Here is a 24774-nt window from a genome sequence, read left to right as displayed (position 1 = left end):
AGTGATGCGTTTTTTTAGGGACCTGATCGCACAAAGTCTTGACCGCACTCGAGAAGCAACGCTGGGTGTGCTGGGTATTCACAATCCAGGCCTGCGCAATCACTTAAGCCAGAGTATGGTGAACGTTTTAGGGGATAATGGATGTTTCCTGGCACCGCCAGTTTTTGAGCACACCTTTGGTTGGGAAGAGTCGAATTTAAAATTGCAAGATCTGCAGGGCAAGTTGCTTTCGACAAGCCTGCTGGACACCTTGGAGAAGCCGCACTATCGACCAGATCCGAATCTTTCTGCCGAAAAGCGACCTTACAGATTCTCTAGGCACCAATCTCCCTACACCCATCAGCTAAAGGCCTGGCGTACTCTTCTCGACGAACACCCGCGCTCGGCTGTCATCACCACCGGTACCGGTTCGGGCAAGACTGAATGTTTCATGGTACCTATTCTTGAGGATTTGATTCGAGAACATGAGCGCAGCGAAGCTGCCCTGGTTGGCGTCCGCGCTCTTTTCTTATATCCGCTCAATGCACTAATCAATTCTCAGCAGGAGCGACTCGACGCCTGGACTTATAAGTACGGCAACAACATCCGTTTCTGCTTATACAATGGTAAGACTGAGGAACACGCTGATAAGGTTCGTAAGGATCAGCAGCAGAAGTCCAACCAGATTTTGTCGCGGGAGTTACTACGGAGAGAGCCGGCCCCCATCTTGATGACCAACGCCACAATGCTGGAGTACATGCTGGTGCGTCAGGTCGACAATCCCATCCTGGAAATCTCGCGCCAGAAACAATCTCTACGCTGGATCGTACTTGATGAAGCGCACACATACGTGGGCTCCCAAGCTGCCGAGTTGTCCCTGTTGCTTCGGCGAGTGGTGCAGGCATTTGGTAGGCAGTCTGAGCAGATCCGCTTTGTTGCTACTTCAGCCACTATCGCTGGAGTAGATGCTGAGGAACGCCTGAAGCGCTATTTGGCAGACCTTGCGGATGTACCGCTTGAGCAAGTAGATGTTATTGGGGGCTCGCGTGTCTGGCCGGACCTTGCTTTCGATTTGCCAAACAAGGAAATAGCTCTGCAGACAATCCGTGAGATCGAGCCGGAAGTTGAAGTATCACCGGCACGCTTTGAAATGCTTAGCCAAAGCAGTATTTCCCGATGTTTGCGTCACGCGGTTATTAGCTCGGATAAGCCTCTTGACCTCAACGATCTTATAGATGAGGTCGCTGATCAACTGCAGGGATGTCGCAAGAGCGAACAACAGCAAGAGGTACTCGACTGGCTCGATACCATGACTGGCACTCGACCAGCCGAAAATCAGCCGCCGTTTCTTAAGCTGCGAGTCCACCTGTTCCAACGCATGCTGCATGGCCTATGGGCCTGCGTCGATCCTAACTGCTCTGCTAAGTCCAATCATCTGCAGGACTGGCCCTTCGGCAACGTCTATGTGAACCAACGAACGCATTGCGTATGCCATGCGCCAGTTTATGAGCTCGGCTTCTGCGACGATTGCAAGACGCCGCACCTATTGGCAGAAGATCGCAGTGGAGAACTACACCAGCCCAGCCCTTATGCAGGCGATGAGTTCGCCCTCAATCACGAAAACGGTGGCGAGGACACACCAGTCGAACTGCTGACATCGAGTGTCGCCAGCACGCGCTTGATCATTGCCGGGCTGGCGACTGCGCATGAACCTTACTTCTCGATCACTCTTGATCTTGAGAGCCGGAAGCTCGGAGCCGTGAACGCTGAACGCAATATCGGCATCATACTTACCGAGGAGGAGGATTGCTGCTGCAGCCACTGCGACAACTCGTCGTTTGGCACCAGTGATTTCCTGAGAAAGGCTTACCTCGGTGCACCGTTCTACATTGCCAACGCCGTGCCGACCGTCCTGGAATTCTGCCCTGATCCTGACAAGGCAGATTCCGAAGGCCGCTCCCCCGAAGAACTCCCGGGGCGCGGGCGCAAGCTGATTACATTCACCGACAGTCGCCAGGGCACCGCACGCATGGCGGTGCGAATGCAGCAGGAAGCCGAGCGCTCGCGGCTACGTGGGTTAGTGTTTGAAACACTAAGGAATGCACAAGCCAAGGCCGATGCTGTTCCTAAAGACACGCCTAACGGTAGTCCAGTCGAATTGCTCACTCTGGCTGAAAATCTGGAAAAACAAGGTTTAGCTGGCATGGCGGCAGAATTGCGTCAGCAAGCCGAACTTTTGCAGAGCGGCGCCGTACCTACCAAGGCCGAAATCATTCCGTGGCCACAGATGGCAGGCACTATCGCGGCAGCCAGGGATATCGATAAATTCATCCTGCGTTATAACCGCTATGCCAATCCGGCGCTGTTCGATGGCAGCGAAGGTGGTCTGACCATGGCGCGCCTGCTGATGGCCCGCGAGTTCTCCCGGCGACCCAAGAACCAAAATAGCACGGAAACACTGGGACTGATCAAGGTCGGCTACCAAGGGTTGGAGAAGGTGACGACCACTCCACCGCTGTGGGTTGATACACGCGCCATTCCCGCATTGGGCGCTGCAAATGATCCCCGAAGCGTTCTGACGCTGGATGACTGGCGCGACTTCCTCAAGGTTGCACTCGATTTCTACGTCCGAGAGAACACTTTCATCCCGATGGAAAACAAGATGCGCCGCTGGATGGGCAGCCGCTTCAGTCCTAAGGCGCTTTACTCGCCCAAGGGCGACGTGCAGGAAAGCAGTACCATCCGGAAGTGGCCGCAGATCAAGCCTGGCACGCCCCACCGTCTGATCAAGCTGCTCGAACTGGCAACCGGGCTGAATCGCGACATGAATGTGGATGCCGACAAGATCAATAGCTGGTTAGACGCGGCGTGGCTGGCGCTGGTCAATGCTGGCATTCTGGAGCCATCCGATACTGGTCACCGTTTGCGTTTGGAGTCCCTTACCTTCTCGCTACCTACAGAGGGTTGGGTCTGCCCGTTGACCCGACGCATCTTCGATAACACCTTCCGTGGCTTGACACCCTATTTGCCGCGAAAGCTGCTAAATCAGGATTACCGTTGCCAGAAGATCCAGCTTCCTACCTTGAGCACTCTAATGCCGGACGGCTCACCAGTACCCAAGCAAGCTCAGATTCGGCAGCTGGTTGCAAAAGACCCTGTCATCACTAATTTAAGAAAAGAAAGCCTGTGGACGGATATCAGTGACCGAACAGTCGAAGGCGGTTTCTACTACCGAACAGCCGAGCACTCGGCACAGCAGTCGGCAAAACGACTGGATGACTATGTCGAGGAGTTCAAGCGCGGCGATATAAACGTGCTGAATTGCTCCACCACCATGGAAATGGGTGTGGATATCGGCGGTGTTTCTGCTGTGGTGATGAATAATCTGCCGCCCCATCCGGCCAATTATTTGCAGCGCGCAGGTCGCGCCGGACGACGCAGCGAAGCTCGGGCGATCGCATATACGCTATGCAAAGCCGATCCGCATAACCAGCGAGCATTCTCCCATCCGAAGTGGCCGTTTGTGACCGCAATTCCAGCACCGAGCATTACCCTCAGTTCTGCTAGGATCGTACAGCGTCATATCAACTCTCTGTTGCTATCGTTATTCCTGCGTATGCACAGCAGCAATGATGGCGACCGAACAAAACTAACTCTGAAATGGTTCTTCGACTCAGACGAGTCGCCCTGTCAGCAGTTCATGGCTTGGCTCATGGCAAGCTCAGAAGAATATGGTAGTGCCGTGAAGCAACTTGCAAGGGGTACCTGCCTGAAAGGACGTTCGCTCAGCTCAATCACTGGCGAAACACAACAGGCGGTGCGAGACATCAAGGAGTACTGGCTGGCTGAACACCGCAATATCGACCATAAGTTGAAGTCAGTCAGTGAGGGCCCCTATAAGAAAGCTTTGACTCTAGAGAAGCAGCGCCATGAGAACGAGTATTTACTGCGTCATTTGGCATCCTCTGCATTCTTGCCGGGCTACGGTTTCCCTACCGATGTTGTGAGTCTCAAGACATACAACGTAGAAGATTTCATGCATCTGCAGCGAAAGGACAATGTTAGCCGCGAAGACAACATTTTCAACAACAAGGAAATGCCATCGCGCAGCTTGAATATCGCCATTAGAGAATACGCCCCCGGCGCTCAGGTGGTTATTGATGGACGTGTTTATCGTTCTGCTGGGGTCAGCCTGCAGTGGCATGGCGACGGGAAGATCAATGAGGCACAAAAGTTCGATGTAGCTTGGCGCTGCCCGGAGTGCGGAAGTTCTGGGGTGATCGAAAATGCCTATTCTAACAATAGCGGATTGTGCTGTTCGCATTGTACAACCCCGATTCCGTCAGCCGAATTATGTATGGTGTTGCGTCCAGGCGGCTTCTTGACCGACTTTTACGAGGAAACCACCAACGATGTTACTTCGCAGAAATTCATCCGCGTTGAGCGTCCACGTATTCAACTGAATGGTGAAAGTACTGCGTTACCCGACCAACGCTGCGGATTTGTGCGTTTTGGTCATGATGGTAGCGTTTTTCACCATTCAACTGGCGAGTATGAAAAAGGATATGCTGTCTGTATGACCTGTGGACGTGCAGAGTCGATGCTTGCCTCGGGCGAAATTCCCAAGGACTTGCAACCTGATAAAAGCCACCGCCCGGTTGGTGGGTTAGCCGGTAGTCACAAGGAGCGCGATTGCTCAGGCGAAACGGTTAAACCCAACATTCATTTGGGCTATCAGATTCGAACTGATGTGCTTGAGGTATTCCTCAGGAATCCCCTTACTGGAGAGTGGTTACGCGATACCTCTGAAGGTCGTTTAGTCGCTACGACACTGAGTGTTGCTATGCGCGACGTTATCGCAGATCAGATCGGTATCGCCAGCAACGAAATGGGATTCGGCTATCGTCTGGACCGTGACCGGGAAACTAGGGAGGGACGCGCTGTCATCCAATTGTTCGATGAAGTCAGTGGGGGGGCCGGATTTGTACTGACTGGTCTGGCTGATATTTCGCTGCTGCTGAGCAAGACTTTGGATAGGTTACGATGCCCTGCCAACTGCGAGAATGTTTGCTCGCACTGTCTGGCCAGTCAGGATAGTCGTGTTGAACGTGAAGAACTGGATCGCAATTTGGCGTTGCAGTGGATGAACGATTCTCGACTGATTGAGCATCTGGGGCTTCCCGATGTATTTACTGGTTTGCATGGTGCTCGCTATTGCTCGGTCGGTCCGTTGCGCGAACTGAGCTACGCCATCAACTCATTGGATCATCGTGATCAAACAGCATCGATTTTGCTTTGTCTTCACGGTTCCTGTGAAGATTGGGATATGGACCATCCTCGTTTCCGGGAACAAGTGCTAACGTGGGCCATTTCAGAGAGGCTCAAAGTCCGCCTTGGGATTGCTACGACTGCTCTGTTAAGCACCGAGCAAAAGGAGACCTTTGCACTGTTTGAGCGCTTAGGCATTGAGCTAATCAAGCTGAATCCCACAGAGTTTCAAGCTCCGTACCTAATTGCACAACTCCCTTCACAGTCTGGTGTTCAGAGCCTGTACAGTAGCACTGACAGCGTTGGAGTACCTGGCTCCGACTGGCTACAAGGTCAGGCTGATGTGGTGTGGGCTACCAGCAAACTTATACCACCCGTCACCGGGAGTTCTATCGATAGCAGTAACTGGCACCAACAGCTACAAAATGCGCGTGTCGTTGAAATTTCTACGCAGCTTGATGGGCCTGTCAATACTCTGGAAAAACGCCTTTATTCACTGGTCAAAGCTCAAATGCCAGAACTGGCCGACTTGATCTCCAATGACCAGGCGATTTCCATCAGTTACTCGGATCGCTACCTAAAATCGCCCTTGTCGCTGATGCTCCTTACGGGTTTCCTGGAGTTGTTCCGGAGTGATGAACTTCAGTCTCTATCAATACAGACGCTAGCACCGAGCAGTAACCAGCCCAGCTACCTGCTTGGCCATGACTGGATGCGAGCGGATGACCAGAAGACCATAATCAAGCTCTGGTTCGAAGAGCAGTTCGATATCGCACCGGACATTATCCTGATGAATAAACCACGTGATCTGCTGCACTGTCGAATCATTACTGTGAAGTGGGCGTCGGGTAAATCCAGCAAGATCCTGCTGGATCAGGGTATGGGCTACTGGCGTGGAAGGATGCCATACAGGGATCAACTGAACTTTGATTTCAATGCTTCACATCATGATCAGAAAGAGCTCATGTATGATAAATATAATTACGTTCAAATACAGCCGGGTGGTGAATGGCCAACTTTCATGAGCTGCGTAATTGATTGATCATAAAAGCCAGTATTTGTTTTAAGCCGTTTAATAACGGCTTAACATAAAATATTTGGTATTCTTTTTCCTCAGGAAAATGAATGCTTATGATTACAAGTCGTTGATTCAAAAAATAAAGCTTATCTCACTACTGGAGCTGCCCAGCGAGGCAGCTCCATTTTATTCAGGCATATCTCTACACATATCCCATTTCGGCGAACGATCTACAACCATCACTTCCTACAACCACATGATCAATCACTCGAATATCCATTAGCCCCAGGGCCTCTTTGAGTCGCTCGGTAATACGCCGATCTGCATTGCTAGGCTCAGGATCGCCGCTGGGGTGGTTGTGAACGAGGATAACAGCAGCTGCGTTGCAGGCTAGTGCCGCTTTCAGCACTTCCCGTGGGTACACGCTAGCCGAATCAATGGTGCCGCGAAACAGCTCTTCAAAGCGGATGACACGGTGTTGGCTGTCGAGAAACAGCACGCTGAACACCTCATGCTCATAGTCCTGAAGCAGCAGCTGCAAGTGCTCAAATGCTTGCGAGGGCTTTGTAATCTTACGGCCTTTAGCGAGTTTACGCCGAGCGAAGCGCTTAGCCATGGTAATGATGTCGGTTTCGGTCACCGGTGAAGTGACTAAGTAGGTGCCCGCCACTTCACCGGCTTTAAGCTTAGAATGAGCCATGTTTACCTCCAAAAAATAAAAAATGCCGGGGTTGTAGCCCCGGCATCTATTCCGTCGATTGTGGATAATGTGCGTAGCTAGTAAGTTGTCTCACGCAGCCATCACTTGGCTGATGCGCCGCTCCATCTCTTCATGAAATGCCTCCACCCGCTCGGCAATCGTGCGGATCATGATGTCGTCACGGTAGGCACGCTTAATAAACAGCGGCATGCCAGGCCAATAGCTCACAAAGTCGATCCACTGCCGCTCGCTGACCCACAGCCCTCCTTGGCATTGTGCAACATGCTCGGCGGGAACCTCCCCGCTCAGCAGCACCTCTATCTGGTACTTGGGCAGTTTGGTTTTAATTTCCAGCAAGCCGTTATCACCCACCAAACTGTCGGGCGAGTAACCCACGTTGTGGTTGAGGATAATGCCCGCTTCCTGTGGCTCTGGTTCGCCAGTGGCGTCGCGGTATAGCTCTCTTGCCACACTTTCTAGCTCGTGGCCCCGTCGGGTATGCGCGTTGCCCTGAAACGGTTCAGCTAGTTCACCGGTGATCCGCTCGCCAATCAGCTGATGCATATACGAAAAGGCCCCAGTGCCAAATCCACCAGGGCCTTTGCCGTTGACCAGCAACGTTTTTAGCTCCGACATGGTGACGCGCCCTAAGCGCGCCGCAAGCCATTCAGGGGAGCCTTGCTCCATGTTGAGTACCTGCATGGATGCCTCCTTTACTCAGGTAGGGTTGTACGCCGTTTTACTTAACCGCTCGCTTGGTGAGGGATGCCCGCAGCTTGTCAAAGTCCGTCTGAGGCACCTGAACGGCGGAACCGTATTTGCCGCTGAACCACTCCTGGGTCGTGGCGGGGCATTGGCTAATCAGCCGCTGGATCTGTCCCGCCTGAAAGGGTGTTACTAGCTTTACTCTAGTGCAGGTGTTGCCGTTATCGTCCTGGCCTCGCGTGGTGATGTTTAGCAGGGCGCTCAACACATACCGCTTGCCATAGCTAGTAGACGAGCCAAAGGCCTGTACCGTGTTTTTGTTACCGCTCATATCCGCAGGCAGTAGCATGCTGGTCTCTTCACGGTGACCGTCCTTGTGCATCAACACACCGGTGACCTGAATGCCCCGTTCTTGGGTCTGAATACGGAAGCTCACTGCAAAGCCGTACTTCTGCATAATGGGCCGCACGGTATCGACGATATCTTCCAGCGTGGCGTACTTACCGTTATTGCCTTGGCCATGTTCTTCGATGCTGGGTAACTCGGTCTGCATCGCCGCCATCGCCGCGCTATAGGCCATCATGGCCTGGCGATCCATCACCCGCTCCTGCATCTGTAATAAGCGTTCCATCTTGTCGATATCAACATCTGGGTTAAGCGCCGCACGCTCGATGACCTGAATGATGGCCGTGCTTTCTGCAAGGTGAGGGGTAGGCACCGTAGGAACAGCTTGTAAAGAGGGTGCAGATAAGTCGTGATTTACCACATTAGTTTTAGTTGCCATGACGAAGTACCTTCAATAGGGATTAAAGATCGGCAGGAAGCTCACTAGGTGAAACGGGGCATAAGCGCAGCTCGGTGCGATAGAGCTGCCCCTTTGCCATGACGTAGGTCTTGGCATAGGTTTGGTCTTGGGTAAGCAGTCGTTCCGTTAGTTGGGTTAATGCGATATCTAAATCAAGGCTAAGATTGGCCATGGTGTGCTCCACGTAAAATGCAAAAAGCCCAGCCGTGTAGATGGCTGGGCTGATCGCGCTATCCAATAAGGGGTAAGATAAAAACCAAAAGAAGTAGTAGTAAGATGATGAGAAACAGCATGTCAGCTCACCAGGGCAAGGGCCGTTTGCAATGCCTCCTGCTTTAACTGAGCCCCTTGACCAAACCACGCTGAATCCAATCGAGTATCGTTACTGCGCGCACGCTTGTCGTGATCCACGTACTCGGTAATAGCATTGAGCAAGCCCCACGCAGTATCTTTGGCAGTGTCGAGATGAGAACCGCGGCCTTCGCCGTGGTAGAGCTTCTGTACCTTGTTAAGCGCCCGATAGTTGGGCAGTTTGGAAGGATCGTCTATCGCCTTATCAATACCGCAGAGTACCGACTGAAAATACTGCTGTGCCTCGCCGTGGTCGACCTTACGTTCCGCTAACGCCTTCATGCGGTACATGAAGTCGTTCCACTGAGAAACAGAAATACCCAGTTGGCGTTTCACTGCACGGGGGTCGAACTCCGAACGGTGGGGCACCTTCACCGCCTGCGACGTACCATCCACGGCAATTTGTAGCGTGTTATTGCACACTACCCGCACCGTGGTGGGGGTCGCCATAGTGGCTAGGGTGCCATCGCACGACGTCGCCAACAGCAAGTAGTCGTTCACCTCATCCTGGCCTTTCAGCGAGGTGCTTAAGCCACTACGGGCCAAGGCCCAGAATTTACGCCCACCTTTAAGCACGCCCGCTGTCTCTAGCTCATAACCGGCGTATTCCGTTAGGTCGCGGTAAAACTCCAGAATCTCCTCAGGCTGCACCACCTTATAACGCTGCGATACTACGGAAAGGGGAGCCTTGGTATCCGAGCGATAGAGCACCTTCTGTTCTGGGAACGAGTGGATGCTACCCAAGTGGCTGGCACCCTCGGCAATAAACCGCACTGGCGCTTCTTCAATATGCCAATTCATACCGGCTTGTTGCTGCCAGATCTCTAGCGGTTGTTGACGGGATAGCTGTTGCCCCAGGCCGTGCCAAGGGGTAGCGCCGACGTAAGCCATTTGTTCAACGAGATGAGCCATGAGTAAGTCTCCAGACATAAAAAAGCGCTGACAAAGGCCAGCGCTATGGGGTGAGTGAGTAAAAGGCAAAACCAAACAGGCGCGACTTAGTAAGCGTCGGCCAAAGGGGGATACGACTGTCGAAAGGTATGCCCACAGGCAAGGCACAGCCAGGGGGTACCGGCGCCGGGTGGCAGCCACTGGGCGAATAAAGACGATGTTACCCGGACACCTGCCTGGCCTCCGGAAACTGCGCCGATTAGAGCAGCGGGAAGCTTAGCCAGCGGAAAACTCGCCGTTGCCAGTGAAGGCGTTTGGGTACCGGCAGTCTCGCGAAGGGCACCGATCAAACCACCCACTAGGCACCCGCTGACAACGCCAATGCGTTGGGCGGAATCGAGATTAATCAGGCGGGTAGCGGCACAGCGTTTACAAGGTGGGGACATTGGCAACACTCCTATGCATCACGAAGCAATACGTGGGGTGGGTTCTTAGGAGTGATATAGATCTGAAATTAATTCAGATAATGCGAATAGCGAAAAGAAAGAAAAACCATCAAAAAAACAAAAACTTAAACTCAGTTTCTTCACCTTTAGCTGAAGTCTAAAGACATTTTCTATCTTCCTCAAAACGAAATTTTTGTCCTGTTAGTCTTACAAGGTAGACAGCAGTCTCGTCCGAAAATGGACTCATTTTTATGGTTACAAATACATTAAGTGGCCTTTGTTATAAATTTTGGTAATCTTAAAGTTAAGAGCGTGCTTCAAATCCAATATCGATCCATGATGTTAGGTCAATTAAGGAAGCGGTGTGGCTTTTGCAACCAATAACAACAGTGAGAACTGGCCCTGGAAGTGGCATCTAGGAATACGCACATGAGCGAACCACAGACCTTATCGCCAAAACACAGCGCACCTGGGCCCTATCTGGGGTTCTCCTTGCAGCCGGTTCGGCTTTGTTACTATCTTCTTTGCAGCCCGGCGCATTCAAGAGTATCGCTTGAGTACCTAGACGATGTGGCGGTACACCACTCGGATGGCACAGTGCTTCTCGAACAGTGCAAGAGTGCGCTGTCCCATAATGCGCTTTCAGACTGGTCTGAGGACTTTTGGAAATCCATCGCCAATTGGCTTGAAGCTGTTCAATCGAAGAAAATTGATGGTGCCAATTCATCATTTCAGCTGTACGTTACGCCACCGAAAGCCGGAAAGATTAGTGCAGCAATGCACTCAGCTCTTACGCCAGAAGATGTGCAAAAAATCATCAGCCTTGTCAAAGGTAAACTCTCTAAGAAGACGCGTCCCCCGAAGTGCATGCCGCATGTCCAACGGTTCCTGGACGCTGATGAAGACATTCGCTGCCTTGTCGTCCAGCGAATGTCCTTAGCAAGTGAAGACACTGATCCATTGGAACCATTACGAGCCTTACTAGCCCCCACTGTTCCCGACGCCTCAATCGACACTATCTGTGAAGCCGCCATTGGAATGGCAAAGGAATGGGCAGACAAATGTATCCGCCGAAAGAGCCTTGCTCTGATTGATACCTCAGACTTCCGAAAGAACTTTCATGCTTTTGTCCAAAGAAATAACTTAGCTGGCTATTTGCCAACATTTTCAACCGCACCACCAGCAGAGACAACCCAATCAATGCTCATGGACTGCCCTATATTCGTGCGGCAGCTGCAGTTGATCGAGGCGAGTAAAGAACAGCAAGTACGTGCCGTTAGCGATTTTATGCGCACCTCAGCGGACAAAGTGAAGTGGGCCAATCAAGGCCTTGTTTTTGAGGGTAGTTTTTCAGATTGGGAGAATTCACTGCTGCGTAGGCACGCTGCGATGCAAGGCGAGATCCATGACCTCCATGCCGATAGGACGGAGATCATACAGGGCCGAACGCTCTATAACAGGTGCTCTACTTTGGAAATCCCTCTTGATAGTCGTACAGTTCCTGGTCATTTCACCCATGGCGGCTTCAATGAGCTAGCTGACCGACAGCAAATAGGTTGGCACCCTCAATATAGAAAATTTCTGGCAAATGAGGAAGATGAGTGATGGTTAATGCTTCCACGTTGCACTTAAGCGAGGCAGCAATAGTTCAGAATGAAGCCATTGGGTCATTTGCCCTGTGGAAGTTTGGGCTAGCGTTTCAGGCTAGAGACGGGTGTGCAGTAACTCTGCCATTGTTATATTTGATCCTACCTTTGATTATGCACGAAAAAACACTGAACTTAATTCTCGGAACTCGTAAGGCATCCGGCCTTCATCTATTTGTAGGCAAACTTAATGAAAAACGAGAAGACTTACTGTCTGTGCACAGTCGAGCGATGACACTCCGACAATTGACGCTCTCTTCACTCATTTTGGGTGAGCAATCAGGTTTACTGCGGATAGAGCCATCAACAGCAGAGGTCTGGGCAAATAGCGTAGACGAAGAAATACGCATCCCAGTTCTACCCGAGCGTATCAGAAGGATTACACCTGCTTGTGAGCGATTAGGGCATTGGTTTGCAGGGCTTTCTGACCAGCAGATAGCTCATACGCTTAAAGTGGAGTTCTAATGTACTTTCAAGTTCGACAGGTCATTCTGTGGCCAAGACATGGTGGTGAGCCGAGAGTGGTCGAGTTCGAGCCAGGGGTTGTAAACGTTATCAGTGGTGCTTCGAAGACAGGTAAGTCGTCGGTCATCCCTATCATCGATTACTGCTTAGGCGCAGGGAAATGTACCATCCCCGTTGGTGTGATCCGCGAAACCTGTTCGTGGTTTGGCGTCCTGATCGACACACAAGAAGGGCAAAAACTTTTAGCTCGTAAAGAGCCAGGGAATCTGAAAAGTTCTGGGGACATGCTTCTCCTTGAGGCCCCCAAAATCGCTCCACCAAAAACTATCGAGAGAAAGAATCAAAATGTTGAGCACGTGAAAGCGATGCTGAACCGACTGTCCGGATTGTCAAATCTGGAGTTCGAGCCAGGTACTGATGATCGGTTCAAGTATAGGCCGAGTTTTCGCGATTTGATGGCCTTTTTGTTTCAACCACAGAACATTGTGGCAAACCCCGACGTAATGTTCTTTAAAGCTGATACGACGGAACACAGGGAAAAACTCAAAACCATATTCCCATACGTACTGGGAGCTGTAAGTCCCGAGATACTGCAGGCGCGACATGAGTTGGATCGGATCAAGCGATTGCTAAGAAGGCGAGAATCAGAGCTTAGAGCACGTCAGGCTTCAGGGGCTTCGTGGCAGCGCGAAGGCTTTGCTTGGGTTCGGTTGGCAATTGAGTACGGACTTTTACCTGCTCAAACTACCGTGCCTAATAACTGGCCAGAGACACTTGATCTACTTAGAACAGCACTCCAAGGTGACCCTCAGAACGTTGCTCCGACACTAGCTTCAATGGACGTAATAATGGGCCGACTGGCTGAGCTACGTGTAGCTGAATCTGAACTTGCTATTGAACTCAATCAGTCCCGTCAACGTTTACACGAACTTAGGCGCTTAGATGAAAGCAGTGATGAATATGTAGATGGATTACGAACCCAACGTGATCGTCTGAGTTTATCAACATGGATACGCGCGCTTGCCAGCGATCACCATACTGAGTCTGCAGTACTGGAGCCAAGTGCAACTGGTCGAGCAAAAATTGATCAACTATGTGAAGCATTGGAAGGTATTGAGCTGCGCCTTCGTTCTCATCCTGGCGTTACCGAGTCGCTCGGAAGAGAAATGCTGCGACAACGTGAATCCACAGATACCTTGCTTCGTGAGTTGGCTGCAGTGCGGCTGGAGATTCGCTCACTTGAGGGAAAATCAAAGGAAGCTCGGAAGGTAACCACTCGAGGTGAGGAGATAGCTCGCTTCCTCGGGCGACTTGAGGAAGCGATACGTTTATATGAGGCTGCTGACACATCTTCAACACTTCATGAAGAGATTTCCACACTCAGAATAGAAGTGGAAAAACTGTCAAAAATCGTCTCAGAGCATGATATATCACGCAAGCTCAATAATGCGCTCGATACTATCCAGAACATATCAGGCAGATTAATCCCCAAGTTGGATGGTGAATGGCCAGAGGCGCCCGTACGCTTACTAATTTCAGAGCTAACAGTCAAAGTAATTCGGGGAACCCGAGACGACTATCTTTGGGAAATAGGCAGTGGCGCCAACTGGCTGGCATACCACATCTCCTTAACCTTAGCCCTTCAAGGCTACTTCCTAAGACTATCACACCATCCAGTGCCAGCTTTGTTGATTTATGACCAGCCAAGTCAAGTCTACTTTCCGGCACGACGCGTTGGTGAACCCAAGGCGGAAGAGCTAGATCCAACCTGGAAAAATGAGGACGTCGTCGCTGTAAGAAAAGTTTTCAGTTTGTTGAGTAATATCAGTCAGCGCACCAAAGGCAAACTCCAGGTCATCGTACTTGACCACGCAGATGAAGAAGTATGGGGAGAGCTTCCAAACATACATCTCGTTGAGGAGTGGCGTGGCAAAGGATTAGTACCATCAGCCTGGATTACATAAGTCTTACCGAAACACTTTCTCAACAACCATACCGAGGGCTTTTCTGCTCGCTGAATAATTATATTTCAAACTATTCTAGCTTCCATATCAACAATAATTGCGACTATTCCAGCTACTTTGATCAAGGCCTGTTTTCGCTCTTCGTAATAATCATACCGGTCATAAATACCTTCGACGCCCTTAAGCTTGTGATTCAAGCAGCGCTCAGCAACGTGGCCAGGCACTCCCAACTCAGCCAATAAGCTCCGACAGGTACGCCGTAGGTCATGCACTGTAAACTCGGCGAGATCGCCCATTCTATTCTCGGGCTGTTGCTTCTTGCCTGGCTCCTTACCAAATAGCTTAGTAATGGCGCGATTCAGTGTGTCCTTGCCCATATGGGGTTGCTTACTACTACGACGGCTAGGAAACACATACGGCGAACCACAAGCGCGAATCTGTAGCTCCTCCAGCCAAGCGATAGCTTGTGGAGGGAGAGGTATCTCAATCCCAACCCCAGATTTGCTACGTTCGCCCGGTAAACCCCATCTCGCATCATTGAGGTCGAACTCTGACCACTTAGCCTCTGTAAGCTCTGTTTTGCGTACTCCTAAAACGACCAGTAGTGCGCAAGCGAGGTAGTTATCACGGGTAAAGCTAGTACGGTTCTCCCTGAACACAGTAAAAGCTTTACTGAGTTCATTGGTGCTTAGTGCTCTGTTCCTGCTTTTCTCGACCCCACCCGCATCGTTGACGTTAAAAGCCGAAGCAGGGTTATAAGTAATCAGTCCTAGCTTGATGCCGTGGTTAAATAGCTGTTTCAAATACATTAAGGCATCATTTGCAATAGTAGGTCGACCGCTGCTAGTTACGTTTCTGACGATGGCACGTACATCCATTGGTGTAACGTTATCCAGCGTTAGCGAACCGATGGCAGGAGCAATATCTCTTTCAAATACGCGTTTTGGGATGTTGGGACGCTTGAGGCGCTTCTCTAAATCTTGATGCCAGTCGTCGAATAGGTCCTGCACAGTGTTGATCGTTATTTGCTCATCACGCCTACGCTCTGCAAGGGGGTCGGTGCCGTTACGGATAGTCTTCTGGGTCTCGACCACTTGTTCACGGGCTTCAGCCAGAGAGAGCTGGTGGCACTTACCCAGTGTCATACCACGGCGTTTACCAGCGAAGGTGTAGCGGCACATCCAGTAAGCAGCTCCTGCCTTAGGAATCATCAAATACAAGCCGTTGCCATCACCATAGCGTCCTGGCTTGGATTTACTTATCAACGACTGGACTTTCCTGGCAGTAAAGCTTCCCATTCTCCCCCTCCGCTAACGCTTCAAATTTTTTATATTAGGTTCAATAACTTGTATCAAAAATGGGTAGTAATTGAACGAAATCCTGTCTAACTGGTGGGTAGCATGGCATTTTACTACCCACTTTACTACCCACTTAACGATGGCTTAGGCTGGATTATGGTAGACAATCGTAGACAACGCCTGATATTAAATAATTACAAAACAATATCTTATATATCTATTTAGACAACCATAGACATTACTCAATATTCTGAATCTGCTCCCGCATCTGCTCAATCAACACCTTCAACTCCACCGCGCAGCGGGTCGTCTCAGCCACCACCGATTTTGACGAGAGGGTGTTGGCTTCGCGGTTGAGCTCTTGCATTAGAAAGTCCAACCGGCGGCCTTTGGGGCCTTTCTGGGCGAGCTGGTGGCTCACTTCTTCGATATGCGCCGTTAGGCGGTCTAGCTCTTCATCCACATCAGCTTTTTGTGCCACCAGAACCAACTCGGCTTCCAGGCGTTGCGGGTCGAGTTCGGTTTTGGCGATTTCTAAACGCTCCAGCAGTTGGGCGCGTTGACGTTCTAGAATCTGTGGCAGCAAGCTACGCACGGTGGCGACCTGCTCGCTGATGGCCGTCAGGCGGGTGGTGATCATCTCGGCAAGCTTTTCCCCTTCCCGGGCGCGGGCGTCAATTAGCTCATTTAGCGCTTGATCAAACAGCGCTTTGGCGGCGGCTTTGATGGCGTCTTGATCCAGATGTTGGGTTTCCATTACGCCGGGCTGGTTGAGTAATTCCAGGGTCGTCGGTGCTGCTGCGCTAGGCACCTGCTGATGAATCGCCGCAAGGGCATCGGCAATCTCTTTTAGACGCCGAGCATTAACTGCGGGGGCCTCATTGGCCTCGGCTGCTTCAAAACGTAGGCTACACTCCACTTTGCCTCGCGCCAGGCGCGTACGCAGCGCTTCTCGCAGCACCGGCTCTAAATCGCGCAGGCTTTCATGCAGGCGGAAATGGGGCTCTAAATAGCGCTGGTTCACCGAGCGAATTTCCACCTGTAGGGTGCCAAAAGGGGCTGCTTGCTCGGTGCGAGCAAAGGCGGTCATGCTGTGTACTTGGCGTAGGTTAGCCATGAATGTTTCCTATTAATCGTGCATTTACATCAGTCTACCCGATATTGGGCTGGTTGATATTCCTTCCTTGAATAGACCCATCAGCAGTGGAATTGACGTGTACAATGGAGGGCTTTTCCCCCTTAAGATGATGTGAGGTGCTATGCGTCCTGATGTTGTTCGCCCCAGCGGTCGCCAAGCCGACCAGCTCCGTGAGATTCGCTTAACCCGCGATTACACTCGCCATGCGGAAGGTTCTGTACTGGTGGAGTTTGGCGATACCAAGGTGCTGTGTAATGCGAGCGTGGAAGCTGGCGTACCGCGCTGGCTGCGTGGCAAGAATCAGGGTTGGGTCACTGCCGAATACGGCATGCTGCCCCGTGCGACCCACACCCGCAGCAACCGTGAAGCAACCCAGGGCAAACAGGGTGGCCGCACGCTGGAAATCCAGCGTTTGATTGGCCGCAGTCTACGCGCTGCCATCAACCTCAAGAAGTTGGGTGAGTTCACCATTACCGTGGATTGTGACGTGATCCAGGCTGATGGCGGTACCCGCACTGCAGCGATTACCGGCGGCTGCGTGGCCTTGGTGGATGCTATTCGCCACCTTCAACGCGAGAAAAAGATCAAAGGCGACCCCTTCAAGCAGTTGGTCAGTGCCGTTTCGGTGGGTATCTACAAAGGCGTGCCGGTGCTGGATTTAGACTATCCAGAAGACAGCAAAGCCGACACCGATCTAAACGTGGTGATGACCGAAAGCGGTGAGCTGATAGAAGTGCAGGGCACAGCGGAAGCTGGTGCGTTTACCCGTGCTGAGCTAAACGCGATGCTTGATCTTGCCGAAAAAGCCGGCGGAGAGCTACGCGAGCAACAGCGCGAAGCGCTGGGAATTCGTGGGTGAAATGTGAGGCGAAGCAACAGGCCAGCTAACAGCTGGCCTGTTGTTGGTTACTCATAACGAGAGGCGACGCGGGAAAGTGAGCGCTTAGAGCGCTAAGTCATACTCAACGATCAGCGGTGCGAACTCGGAGAAGGTCGCATCGTAATCAATCCACGCGTCTACCACGTGGCGACGGAAGTTGGGGCCGACCAGTTGGTAGTCGATCCGCCAGCCTTCCTGGCGCTCACGGGGCACGTCTTGGTCAAGCTTTGGCCACCAGGTATATTCACCAGCGTCGCGATTGATCTCGCGGAAAGTGTCGATAAAACCGGTTGGGCCAAGCACCTGATCCATCCAGGCGCGCTCTTCCGGACGGAAACCAGAAGTGAGCTGATTGTCCGACCAGTTGGCCAAATCGACGGTTTTATGGGCAATGTGCCAAGTACCGCAGAGGATATATTCGCGACGTTTGCGAGACATCTTCGTCAGGTACTCTTGGTACTGCTCCATAAACGCCTGCTTGGCTTTTTGATCACTCCCGTCAGGCATCAGGAAAGAGACAATACTGAAGCGTTCATAATCCGCCTGCAGAAAGCGCCCTTCGTGGTCACACTGTGGGAACCCCAGACCGTACATAATGGCCTTGGGGATTTTACGGCAATAGAGTGCCACACCGGCGAAACCATCTTCTTCAGCATCCAGAAAGTAGCCTTCATAGCCTTCCGGATAGAGAATATGGTCACCCAGTTCGAAACTTTTTGCCTTGATGTTCTGCACGCAGACCACATCGGCATCCTGCTGAGCCAGCCAGTCCAGGAAGCCACGGTCGACGGCATCACGTATACCATTGACATTGATGCTGGCAATTTTCATAAATCGTCCCTTTTGCGTCGCTGCTGTATGATACCCGACGTTTAGACGTTTGGGTAAATAGACAAACCAATTCTTGCTATTTAACCCTGTTTTATTGTTGCGTTTGACTTACATTTCTATCGACAAGAGAAGACCGCCGTGGCTACCACTCTACAACCCTACCAGCGCGATTTCATTGCCTTCGCTATCGAGCAGGGCGTACTCAAGTTTGGCGAGTTCACGCTTAAATCGGGGCGAGTAAGCCCTTACTTCTTCAATGCAGGCCTGTTTCAGACCGGCCGCGCCTTAGCTAAGTTGGGTCGCTTCTACGCCCAGGCAATTGTCGATAGCGGCCTAAAGGCCGACGTGCTGTTTGGTCCAGCTTACAAGGGCATTCCGCTGGCGGCGGTCACCGCAGCGGCCTTGGCCGACCATCACGACCGTGATATGCCCTATGCGTTTAACCGTAAAGAGGCCAAAACCCACGGCGAAGGCGGCAACATTGTGGGCGCAGCACTTGCTGGCGACATTTTGATTATTGATGATGTCATTACTGCTGGTACCGCCATTCGTGAGGTTATGGGCCTAATTGAGCAAAGCGGGGCCCGCGCAGGTGGCGTGATTATTGCGCTTGACCGCCAAGAACGTGGCCAGGGTGAACAGAGTGCCATCCAGGAAGTACAGGCCCAGTACGGCATGCCAGTGGTTAGCATTGTTACCCTAGAGCAAGTACTCACTTACCTTGAAGAGCATGCTGGAAGCGAAATGTTGGCCTACGCCGAAGCTGTGCGCGCCTATCGCGCCCGCTACGGTATCGTAGGCTAAGATTAAGGCGTGTTTACTTAGTTAGCCGCTAAAGCGCCAGCATAACCTTGCTGGCGCCATGCTTCGTAGCTGACGATGGCAACAGCGTTAGAAAGGTTTAGGCTGCGGTTATTAGGCTGCATGGGGATACGCAGCTTCTGTTCGGCAGGCAGTGAGGCATGTACCTGAGGCGAAAGCCCCGCCGTTTCCGAGCCAAATAGCAGCACATCACCAGGCGCAAACGGAGCCTCGCTGTGGGCACGGGTGCCCTTGGTGGTAATCGCCCAAATGGTGCGCCCCTGCATCGCCGCTTGAAACGCCGTAAAATCCGCATGGCGGGTTACGTTGGCGAGATCGCGGTAGTCTAATCCGGCACGGCGCAGCTTTTTCTCTTCGAGATCAAAGCCCAGCGGTTCAATTAAGTGTAATCGGCAGCCATTGTTAGCCACCAGGCGCATAATGTTGCCCGTGTTGGGAGCCATCCGCGGTTCAAATAGCGCTACTTCAAACATCACCACCTGCCTATTATGTGCTCATATGCATTCGCCAGCGCCGCTGATTGTAATAGAAATTACTCAGAAACACTTGTAGAGGTCACCCTTCGTTATGCCCCAACCGCCAACGAGCATCCTTAGCCGCATTAAAGGGCTCAACCCGCGCCAGCAGGAAGCGGTGCGCTACATCGATGGCCCCTGTTTGGTTTTGGCAGGCGCGGGGTCCGGTAAAACCAGCGTAATCACCACCAAAATCGCTTACTTGGTGCAAGAGTGCGGCATGAGCGCGCGTAAGATTGCGGCGGTGACCTTTACCAACAAAGCCGCCCGAGAAATGAAAGAGCGCGTCGGACAAATGCTGAAGGGCAAGGAGGGCCATGGGCTAACGGTGTCGACATTTCACAACCTGGGGCTAAACATTATTCGCGGTGAGTTAAAAACCCTGGGCTATAAAGCGGGCTTTTCGCTGTTCGATCCTGAAGATGCCAAGGCGCTGCTGCGAGATTTAATGAACAAAGATGCCCAGGTAGATGCTGAGCAGATTAACGCCGTACAGAGTAAAATTTCTACCTGGAAAAACGATTTGGTACTGCCCAGTGACGCGCTATCGTTTGCCGCTGATGATGACGAGCACTTTGCCGCACGGGTCTATGAAGCCTATGTACGCCATTTAAAAGCTTACAATGCGGTGGATTTCGACGACCTTATTCTACTACCGGTAGTGCTTCTCCAACGTGACCCCGAAGCGCTGGCCCGCTGGCGGAACAAAATCCACTATATGTTGGTGGACGAGTACCAGGACACTAACGTTTCCCAGTACCTGCTAGTAAAGCTGTTGATGGCCGAACGAGCTACTTTCACGGTGGTGGGTGATGATGACCAGTCAATCTACGCGTGGCGCGGTGCGCGGCCCGAGAACCTGGTAACCCTTGGCGAGGATTTTCCTCGCTTAAAAGTTATCAAGCTGGAGCAAAATTACCGCTCTACCGCCACTATATTGCGCGCTGCCAACACACTGATCGCCAATAACCCCCACGTTTACGATAAAACCTTGTGGTCGGATATGGGCGATGGCGCTCCCATTCGGGTGATCGTCAACCGCCATGAAGAAGCTGAATCTGAGCGCGTTGCTAGCGAAATGCTCACTCGGCGTATTAAGGAAAAAGCCGAGTGGCGCGATTTTGCGGTGCTTTATCGGGGTAACTTCCAGGCACGACTATTAGAGCTTAAGCTGCAGCATTACCAAATCCCTTACAAGCTCTCCGGCGGCACGTCGTTTTTCTCGCGTAACGAGATCAAAGACACCATGGCTTACCTTCGGCTACTGATTAACCCCGCCGACGACAACGCCTTTTTGCGCATTGTGAACGTACCCCGTCGGGAAGTTGGCCCCGGCACGCTGGAAAAACTTGCCAACTATGCCAATGAGCGCACTATCTCGCTGTTTTCCGCCTGTCACGAGTTGGGGCTAGAACAAGTATTGCCGACCCGCGCTGTGGAACGGCTTTCGCGCTTTACCCACTTTATCGATGGCGTGCGCAAGCGTATGGACCAAGGCGATGCGATTGCTGCAATCCGCGATATGTTACGGGATATGGATTACGAGGCGTGGCTCTACCAAAATGCCAGCGCGCCCACTGTTGCTGAAAGGCGCATGGCTAACGTATGGATATTAATCGATCAGTTGGAGAAATCGCTTAACCGCGACCCAGAAGATGATACCGCTTCTACCGAGACAGAAACTGACGGCGTGGAAGCCGCTATTTCACGTTTGGTGCTGCGCGATATTCTGGAACAACAGGCAGAGGAAGATGACTCCGACCGCGTACAGCTACTTACCATGCACGCCTCAAAGGGGCTTGAGTTTCCCCATGTCTATTTAATGGGCTTGGAGGAGGACCTGCTGCCCCACCGCAATGCCATTGAGATGGGTACCGTAGAAGAGGAACGGCGCTTAGCCTACGTGGGTATCACAAGGGCACGGCGCACACTAACGTTAACGCTCGCACGCCAGCGTAAAGCCTACGGTGAACTGATGGACTGCCAGCCAAGCCGCTTTTTAGACGAACTGCCAGGCGATGATTTGGAATGGGAAGGCCGCGCAGATAAAGAGGACCCAGACAAAAAGCAGGCCAGGGGTAAAGATGCTATTGCCGGGTTGCGCTCTTTATTGGGCTGAAAGCTTTCTACTGGCTTAAGAGAACCACTTGTCTTGGGAGAGGAGCTGTTTTCGCTTCCAACACGATCAGACTAACAGCTGTCTGCAGAGGGATTGGTAATGACATCAACAATGAGTCATGCGCTGATCTTATGGCGCTATCTCACCGCCTCTCCTGGCTATCATCAGGAAGGACTACTGGTTGTCTGCGGATCGTACGATCTGCGCGTATGTGATTATGCCTGCGATCTTTTCAAGCGCCACAAATTCGATCAGCTGCTAATTACCGGGCGAACCGGAAACTGGACCCATCATCTATGGAGCGAAACCGAAGCGCGAATCTTTGCAAAGCGAGCCCGTCAGCACTCTATTCCTGACAAATCGATAATCCTTGATACTGAGGCGACGAACTTCGCTGAGAATATTCGCAATGCGCGCCTTCTTGTTCCCACGGCCAGAAAAGTGACTTTTATTACGAAACTGAATTCTATTCGACGAGTCCTCACAACTGCACCAGTCCAGTGGCCCGACGCCAATGTGCGAGCAGATGGACCGCCGATCCGCTTCCCCGACGAAGTATCCAACGTTGTCGGGGTTTTTGGTTTGATTGCAGAGATGGTCGGGGACATTGATAGGCTCATCAAATACCCTGATGCTGGGTTCCAGATCGCAACTGAGGTGCCGGACGATGTTTGGACCTCATACCAATACTTGGCCGAAAATGGCTTTGACAGCCACATGATCTCGTTGACCACCTGACTTTTCATGACACGCTTTCTGCTGAGCTGAAGGCGCGCTGCCGAGCTAAGTGATATTTGCTGAGACAAATACACAAAAAATATCCACAGGAGGTTTTGTAAACCCACCTGTGGATAATTCTACGCTACTCACCACTCGGTCTTACTTGCTACCGAGCAACAATTACTTACTGAACTTGCGACACCATATAATCCACAACGGCCATAATTTCTTCGTCAGAGGCGCTGCTACCACCGCGAGGAGGCATCACACCCAGGCCGTTGAATACGCTGGCATAAAGCTCATCAATACCTTTATCAATACGTGGGCCCCAGTCGTCAGCATCGCCAATCAGCGGTGCGCCCGCAACGCCTGCTGCGTGGCAAGCAACACAACCTGTGCTGGCATACAATGCTTCGCCATCTAAACCACTACCACCGTTACTGGCGTCTTCTGCACTGGCAACCGCTTCTTCATCAGCGGCGACGTCAGCCTCGACAACTTCTTCGCTTACTGTCTCGTCCGCTGCCTCTGCTGCGGCCACATCATCGCTGGCAGCCTCGTCACTGCCACCTAGCTCAGGCACGTCCATCACCGGCTCAAGTAGGTAAGCCGTTGAGGCTTCCATCTCTTCATCGGAAAGGTTGGGGTTACCACCACGGGCAGGCATCGCGCCAATACCATTGATAGAGTGCTCAAGAAGCGTAGCAAAACCTTGCTCTGTACGTTCCGCCCAAGCAGCTTCGTCACCGCGAACCGGGGCACCGGCAGCGCCTGTTTCATGACACGCCATACAAATACGGTTATAGATGCCGGCGCCGTCAATACTGTCGCCACCATTGCTCGCCGCCGCTGGAGCTGCTGCAGTACCACAGTCTTGTCCCTGTAAACAGAGTTGGCCTACAGGTGCCAGGCGCTCTGCCATTGCGTCACGTGCGGCATCGCTGGCATAAGCACTAGATGTGCCTGCCATGACGCCAAGGGCCGCCAGCCCGCTCATGATCAGCTTAGATTTCACTCTCACCACCTCTTGGGTATTGTCATAAAACGTTTGTGCTTAACCCCTGTGCGCACCGACCTGCTCCGCCGGGACGCCAAAACATGCGTATCGAGTTAGTATACCGAGAACCCCAAGGGTAAGAAAATGCTACTAAGCGCGCCAATCCCTCTTACGCTAGCTATTTGTGCCTTATTTTGACAATTAGCCCAGTTCGCTACCACCTTTCCAGGCAAATAAACGCTGCTCAGCATAGGTTTTAAAGCCTGCCTGTTGGTAAATTCGTCGAGCAGGTAGATTAAGTTCGTCTACCGCCAGCATAACCTCGGCGATTCCCGCCTGCTGAGTAAGGCTCAGTGCGTTATTCAATAGCGCACGACCAAGCCCCTGACCACGCCATTCGGGTGTTAGCCCCATTAACAGTAGCTCCCAACGGTCTAGCGCCGGACGAGCTGCAAGCAATAGCACACCTACTAGCGCCTGTTGATAACTAACTGCATACCAATGCTGTGGTGCTTGGGGGGCTTGTTGGTAAAAGCCCGCTAGGAGCTCTTGCACCGAGAGAATGTCACGCAGCGCACAGCTATCCAGCGAGTCACGCCCTACTGCGGCCAAAAGGTCGAGCTGTTCTACGTCGGAAAGCTTACTAAATGGCTGCAGTGATAAAAAAATCTCTGAATTTAACGCTAAACGCCGGGTACTGTTGCAGGTTAAGTACGCCAACGTAACCAACGGCTGCATATCGTGCTGTAGCAGCAGCGCTTCTGTTTCATGGGACTGGGAAGCAAGCTCCAGGTGGCACAGTCGAATATTGTGCTTTTTCACCCATTGGTGCGCTGCATCTAACAGCGCGTGAATAGGCGCCCCTGTAACGTTGGGTGACCCATGGCTGGTTCCCTCTGGGATTGTTTCCCCTTGCATTCTTGGCAACCACAACCGCGCCATATTCCCAGGTAAACGCTGCACCCAGACAGCACCATTCATCTGACCATCCAGGTAACTTACCCACAACCCCTGCCACTCTTCATCTGATGCGTTCACCATGCCCTTTAAGGCTATGCTAAGCATTTGCTGCTGTGTCGAATCGTGGGCTGCCGCTAGATGTAATAATGCTTCACGCCGCTTATCTGACGGACAGGGGATAACAGATAAGGAGCTTGAGGGATGCTGATGCGGTTTAGCCAATGGCAAAACTCCGAAGCAGTAACAAAGCGTGCTA

20 protein-coding genes are annotated in these 24774 nt (G+C 52.0%); 8 read left to right on the top strand and 12 right to left on the bottom strand.

Annotated elements, in window-relative coordinates:
- Positions 1 to 4 precede the first annotated feature (4 nt).
- Positions 5 to 6289 (top strand): DEAD/DEAH box helicase, encoded by a 6285-nt coding sequence (locus tag CPA45_RS07330; RefSeq protein WP_096650914.1) that lies wholly within the window; start codon positions 5 to 7, stop codon positions 6287 to 6289.
- Positions 6290 to 6467: 178 nt separating this feature from the next.
- Here CPA45_RS07330 and radC read toward each other — a convergent pair whose 3' ends face one another.
- From radC to CPA45_RS07305, 6 genes are all read right to left on the bottom strand, one after another.
- Positions 6468 to 6881, bottom strand: a complete 414-nt coding sequence (radC, locus tag CPA45_RS07325) for a RadC family protein (protein WP_479694243.1) — start codon at positions 6879 to 6881, stop codon at positions 6468 to 6470.
- A gap of 174 nt (positions 6882 to 7055) precedes the next feature.
- A complete protein-coding gene (locus CPA45_RS07320; protein ID WP_096650912.1) occupies positions 7056 to 7667 on the bottom strand; it encodes a lambda exonuclease family protein in 612 nt (203 codons plus the stop codon).
- 37 nt (positions 7668 to 7704) lie between these two features.
- Entirely contained in the window at positions 7705 to 8454 is a 750-nt protein-coding gene (locus CPA45_RS07315) for an ERF family protein (RefSeq protein WP_096650911.1), read from the bottom strand.
- Positions 8455 to 8476: 22 nt separating this feature from the next.
- Positions 8477 to 8647, bottom strand: coding sequence for a hypothetical protein (locus tag CPA45_RS22805; protein ID WP_156886210.1), 171 nt, complete (start codon positions 8645 to 8647; stop codon positions 8477 to 8479).
- A 122-nt stretch (positions 8648 to 8769) separates the two neighbouring features.
- Positions 8770 to 9738 (bottom strand): DUF932 domain-containing protein, encoded by a 969-nt coding sequence (locus CPA45_RS07310; protein ID WP_096650910.1) that lies wholly within the window; start codon positions 9736 to 9738, stop codon positions 8770 to 8772.
- 86 nt (positions 9739 to 9824) lie between these two features.
- Positions 9825 to 10163 (bottom strand): hypothetical protein, encoded by a 339-nt coding sequence (locus CPA45_RS07305; RefSeq protein WP_096650909.1) that lies wholly within the window; start codon positions 10161 to 10163, stop codon positions 9825 to 9827.
- Positions 10164 to 10592: 429 nt separating this feature from the next.
- Between CPA45_RS07305 and CPA45_RS07300 the strand changes: the two genes are divergently transcribed.
- Genes CPA45_RS07300 through CPA45_RS07290 form a run of 3 tightly spaced genes read left to right on the top strand, consistent with a single transcriptional unit; the run spans position 10593 to position 14238 of the window.
- Complete coding sequence (locus CPA45_RS07300) at positions 10593 to 11768, top strand: ABC-three component system protein (RefSeq protein ID WP_096650908.1); 1176 nt, start codon at positions 10593 to 10595, stop codon at positions 11766 to 11768.
- Complete coding sequence (locus tag CPA45_RS07295) at positions 11768 to 12274, top strand: three component ABC system middle component (RefSeq protein WP_096650907.1); 507 nt, start codon at positions 11768 to 11770, stop codon at positions 12272 to 12274. Before CPA45_RS07300 ends, CPA45_RS07295 begins: the two co-directional genes overlap by 1 nt.
- Positions 12274 to 14238 carry a DUF3732 domain-containing protein gene (locus tag CPA45_RS07290; protein ID WP_096650906.1) on the top strand — a complete coding sequence of 655 codons (1965 nt, stop codon included), beginning with the start codon at positions 12274 to 12276 and terminating at the stop codon, positions 14236 to 14238. Before CPA45_RS07295 ends, CPA45_RS07290 begins: the two co-directional genes overlap by 1 nt.
- A gap of 65 nt (positions 14239 to 14303) precedes the next feature.
- On the opposite strand, the gene CPA45_RS07285 is transcribed toward CPA45_RS07290, so the two are convergent.
- Both CPA45_RS07285 and CPA45_RS07280 read right to left on the bottom strand, forming a co-directional pair.
- Positions 14304 to 15536, bottom strand: a complete 1233-nt coding sequence (locus CPA45_RS07285; protein ID WP_096650905.1) for a tyrosine-type recombinase/integrase — start codon at positions 15534 to 15536, stop codon at positions 14304 to 14306.
- 238 nt (positions 15537 to 15774) lie between these two features.
- On the bottom strand, positions 15775 to 16653 hold the full coding sequence (locus CPA45_RS07280) for a YicC/YloC family endoribonuclease (protein ID WP_096650904.1): 879 nt from the start codon (positions 16651 to 16653) through the stop codon (positions 15775 to 15777).
- A gap of 142 nt (positions 16654 to 16795) precedes the next feature.
- Between CPA45_RS07280 and rph the strand changes: the two genes are divergently transcribed.
- Positions 16796 to 17533, top strand: a complete 738-nt coding sequence (gene rph, locus CPA45_RS07275; RefSeq protein WP_096650903.1) for a ribonuclease PH — start codon at positions 16796 to 16798, stop codon at positions 17531 to 17533.
- 84 nt (positions 17534 to 17617) lie between these two features.
- Here the strand turns inward: rph and CPA45_RS07270 are convergent, their stop codons facing one another.
- Positions 17618 to 18385, bottom strand: a complete 768-nt coding sequence (locus tag CPA45_RS07270) for an exodeoxyribonuclease III (RefSeq protein WP_078089635.1) — start codon at positions 18383 to 18385, stop codon at positions 17618 to 17620.
- Positions 18386 to 18523: 138 nt separating this feature from the next.
- On the opposite strand from CPA45_RS07270, the gene pyrE reads away from it, so the two are divergent.
- A complete protein-coding gene (gene pyrE, locus CPA45_RS07265; RefSeq protein ID WP_096650902.1) occupies positions 18524 to 19189 on the top strand; it encodes an orotate phosphoribosyltransferase in 666 nt (221 codons plus the stop codon).
- Between the two features lie 17 nt (positions 19190 to 19206).
- Here the strand turns inward: pyrE and CPA45_RS07260 are convergent, their stop codons facing one another.
- Positions 19207 to 19680 (bottom strand): tRNA (cytidine(34)-2'-O)-methyltransferase, encoded by a 474-nt coding sequence (locus tag CPA45_RS07260; RefSeq protein ID WP_096650901.1) that lies wholly within the window; start codon positions 19678 to 19680, stop codon positions 19207 to 19209.
- Positions 19681 to 19774: 94 nt separating this feature from the next.
- Between CPA45_RS07260 and rep the strand changes: the two genes are divergently transcribed.
- Together rep and CPA45_RS07250 are read left to right on the top strand one after the other, a co-directional pair.
- Positions 19775 to 21841, top strand: a complete 2067-nt coding sequence (gene rep / locus CPA45_RS07255) for a DNA helicase Rep (protein ID WP_096650900.1) — start codon at positions 19775 to 19777, stop codon at positions 21839 to 21841.
- 99 nt (positions 21842 to 21940) lie between these two features.
- Positions 21941 to 22579, top strand: coding sequence for a YdcF family protein (locus CPA45_RS07250; RefSeq protein ID WP_096650899.1), 639 nt, complete (start codon positions 21941 to 21943; stop codon positions 22577 to 22579).
- A 166-nt stretch (positions 22580 to 22745) separates the two neighbouring features.
- Here the strand turns inward: CPA45_RS07250 and CPA45_RS07245 are convergent, their stop codons facing one another.
- Entirely contained in the window at positions 22746 to 23576 is an 831-nt protein-coding gene (locus tag CPA45_RS07245) for a c-type cytochrome (protein WP_096650898.1), read from the bottom strand.
- Between the two features lie 183 nt (positions 23577 to 23759).
- The gene (locus tag CPA45_RS07240) at positions 23760 to 24740 is read right to left on the bottom strand and encodes a GNAT family N-acetyltransferase (protein WP_244287547.1); all 981 of its coding nucleotides are present in this window, start codon (positions 24738 to 24740) and stop codon (positions 23760 to 23762) included.
- Between the last annotated feature and the right edge of the window lie 34 nt (positions 24741 to 24774).

Source organism: Vreelandella nigrificans, assembly GCF_002374315.1.
GTDB lineage: Bacteria > Pseudomonadota > Gammaproteobacteria > Pseudomonadales > Halomonadaceae > Vreelandella > Vreelandella nigrificans.
Note: the sequence above shows the minus strand (reverse complement) of the source record. Positions and strands in the feature narration are given on the sequence as shown.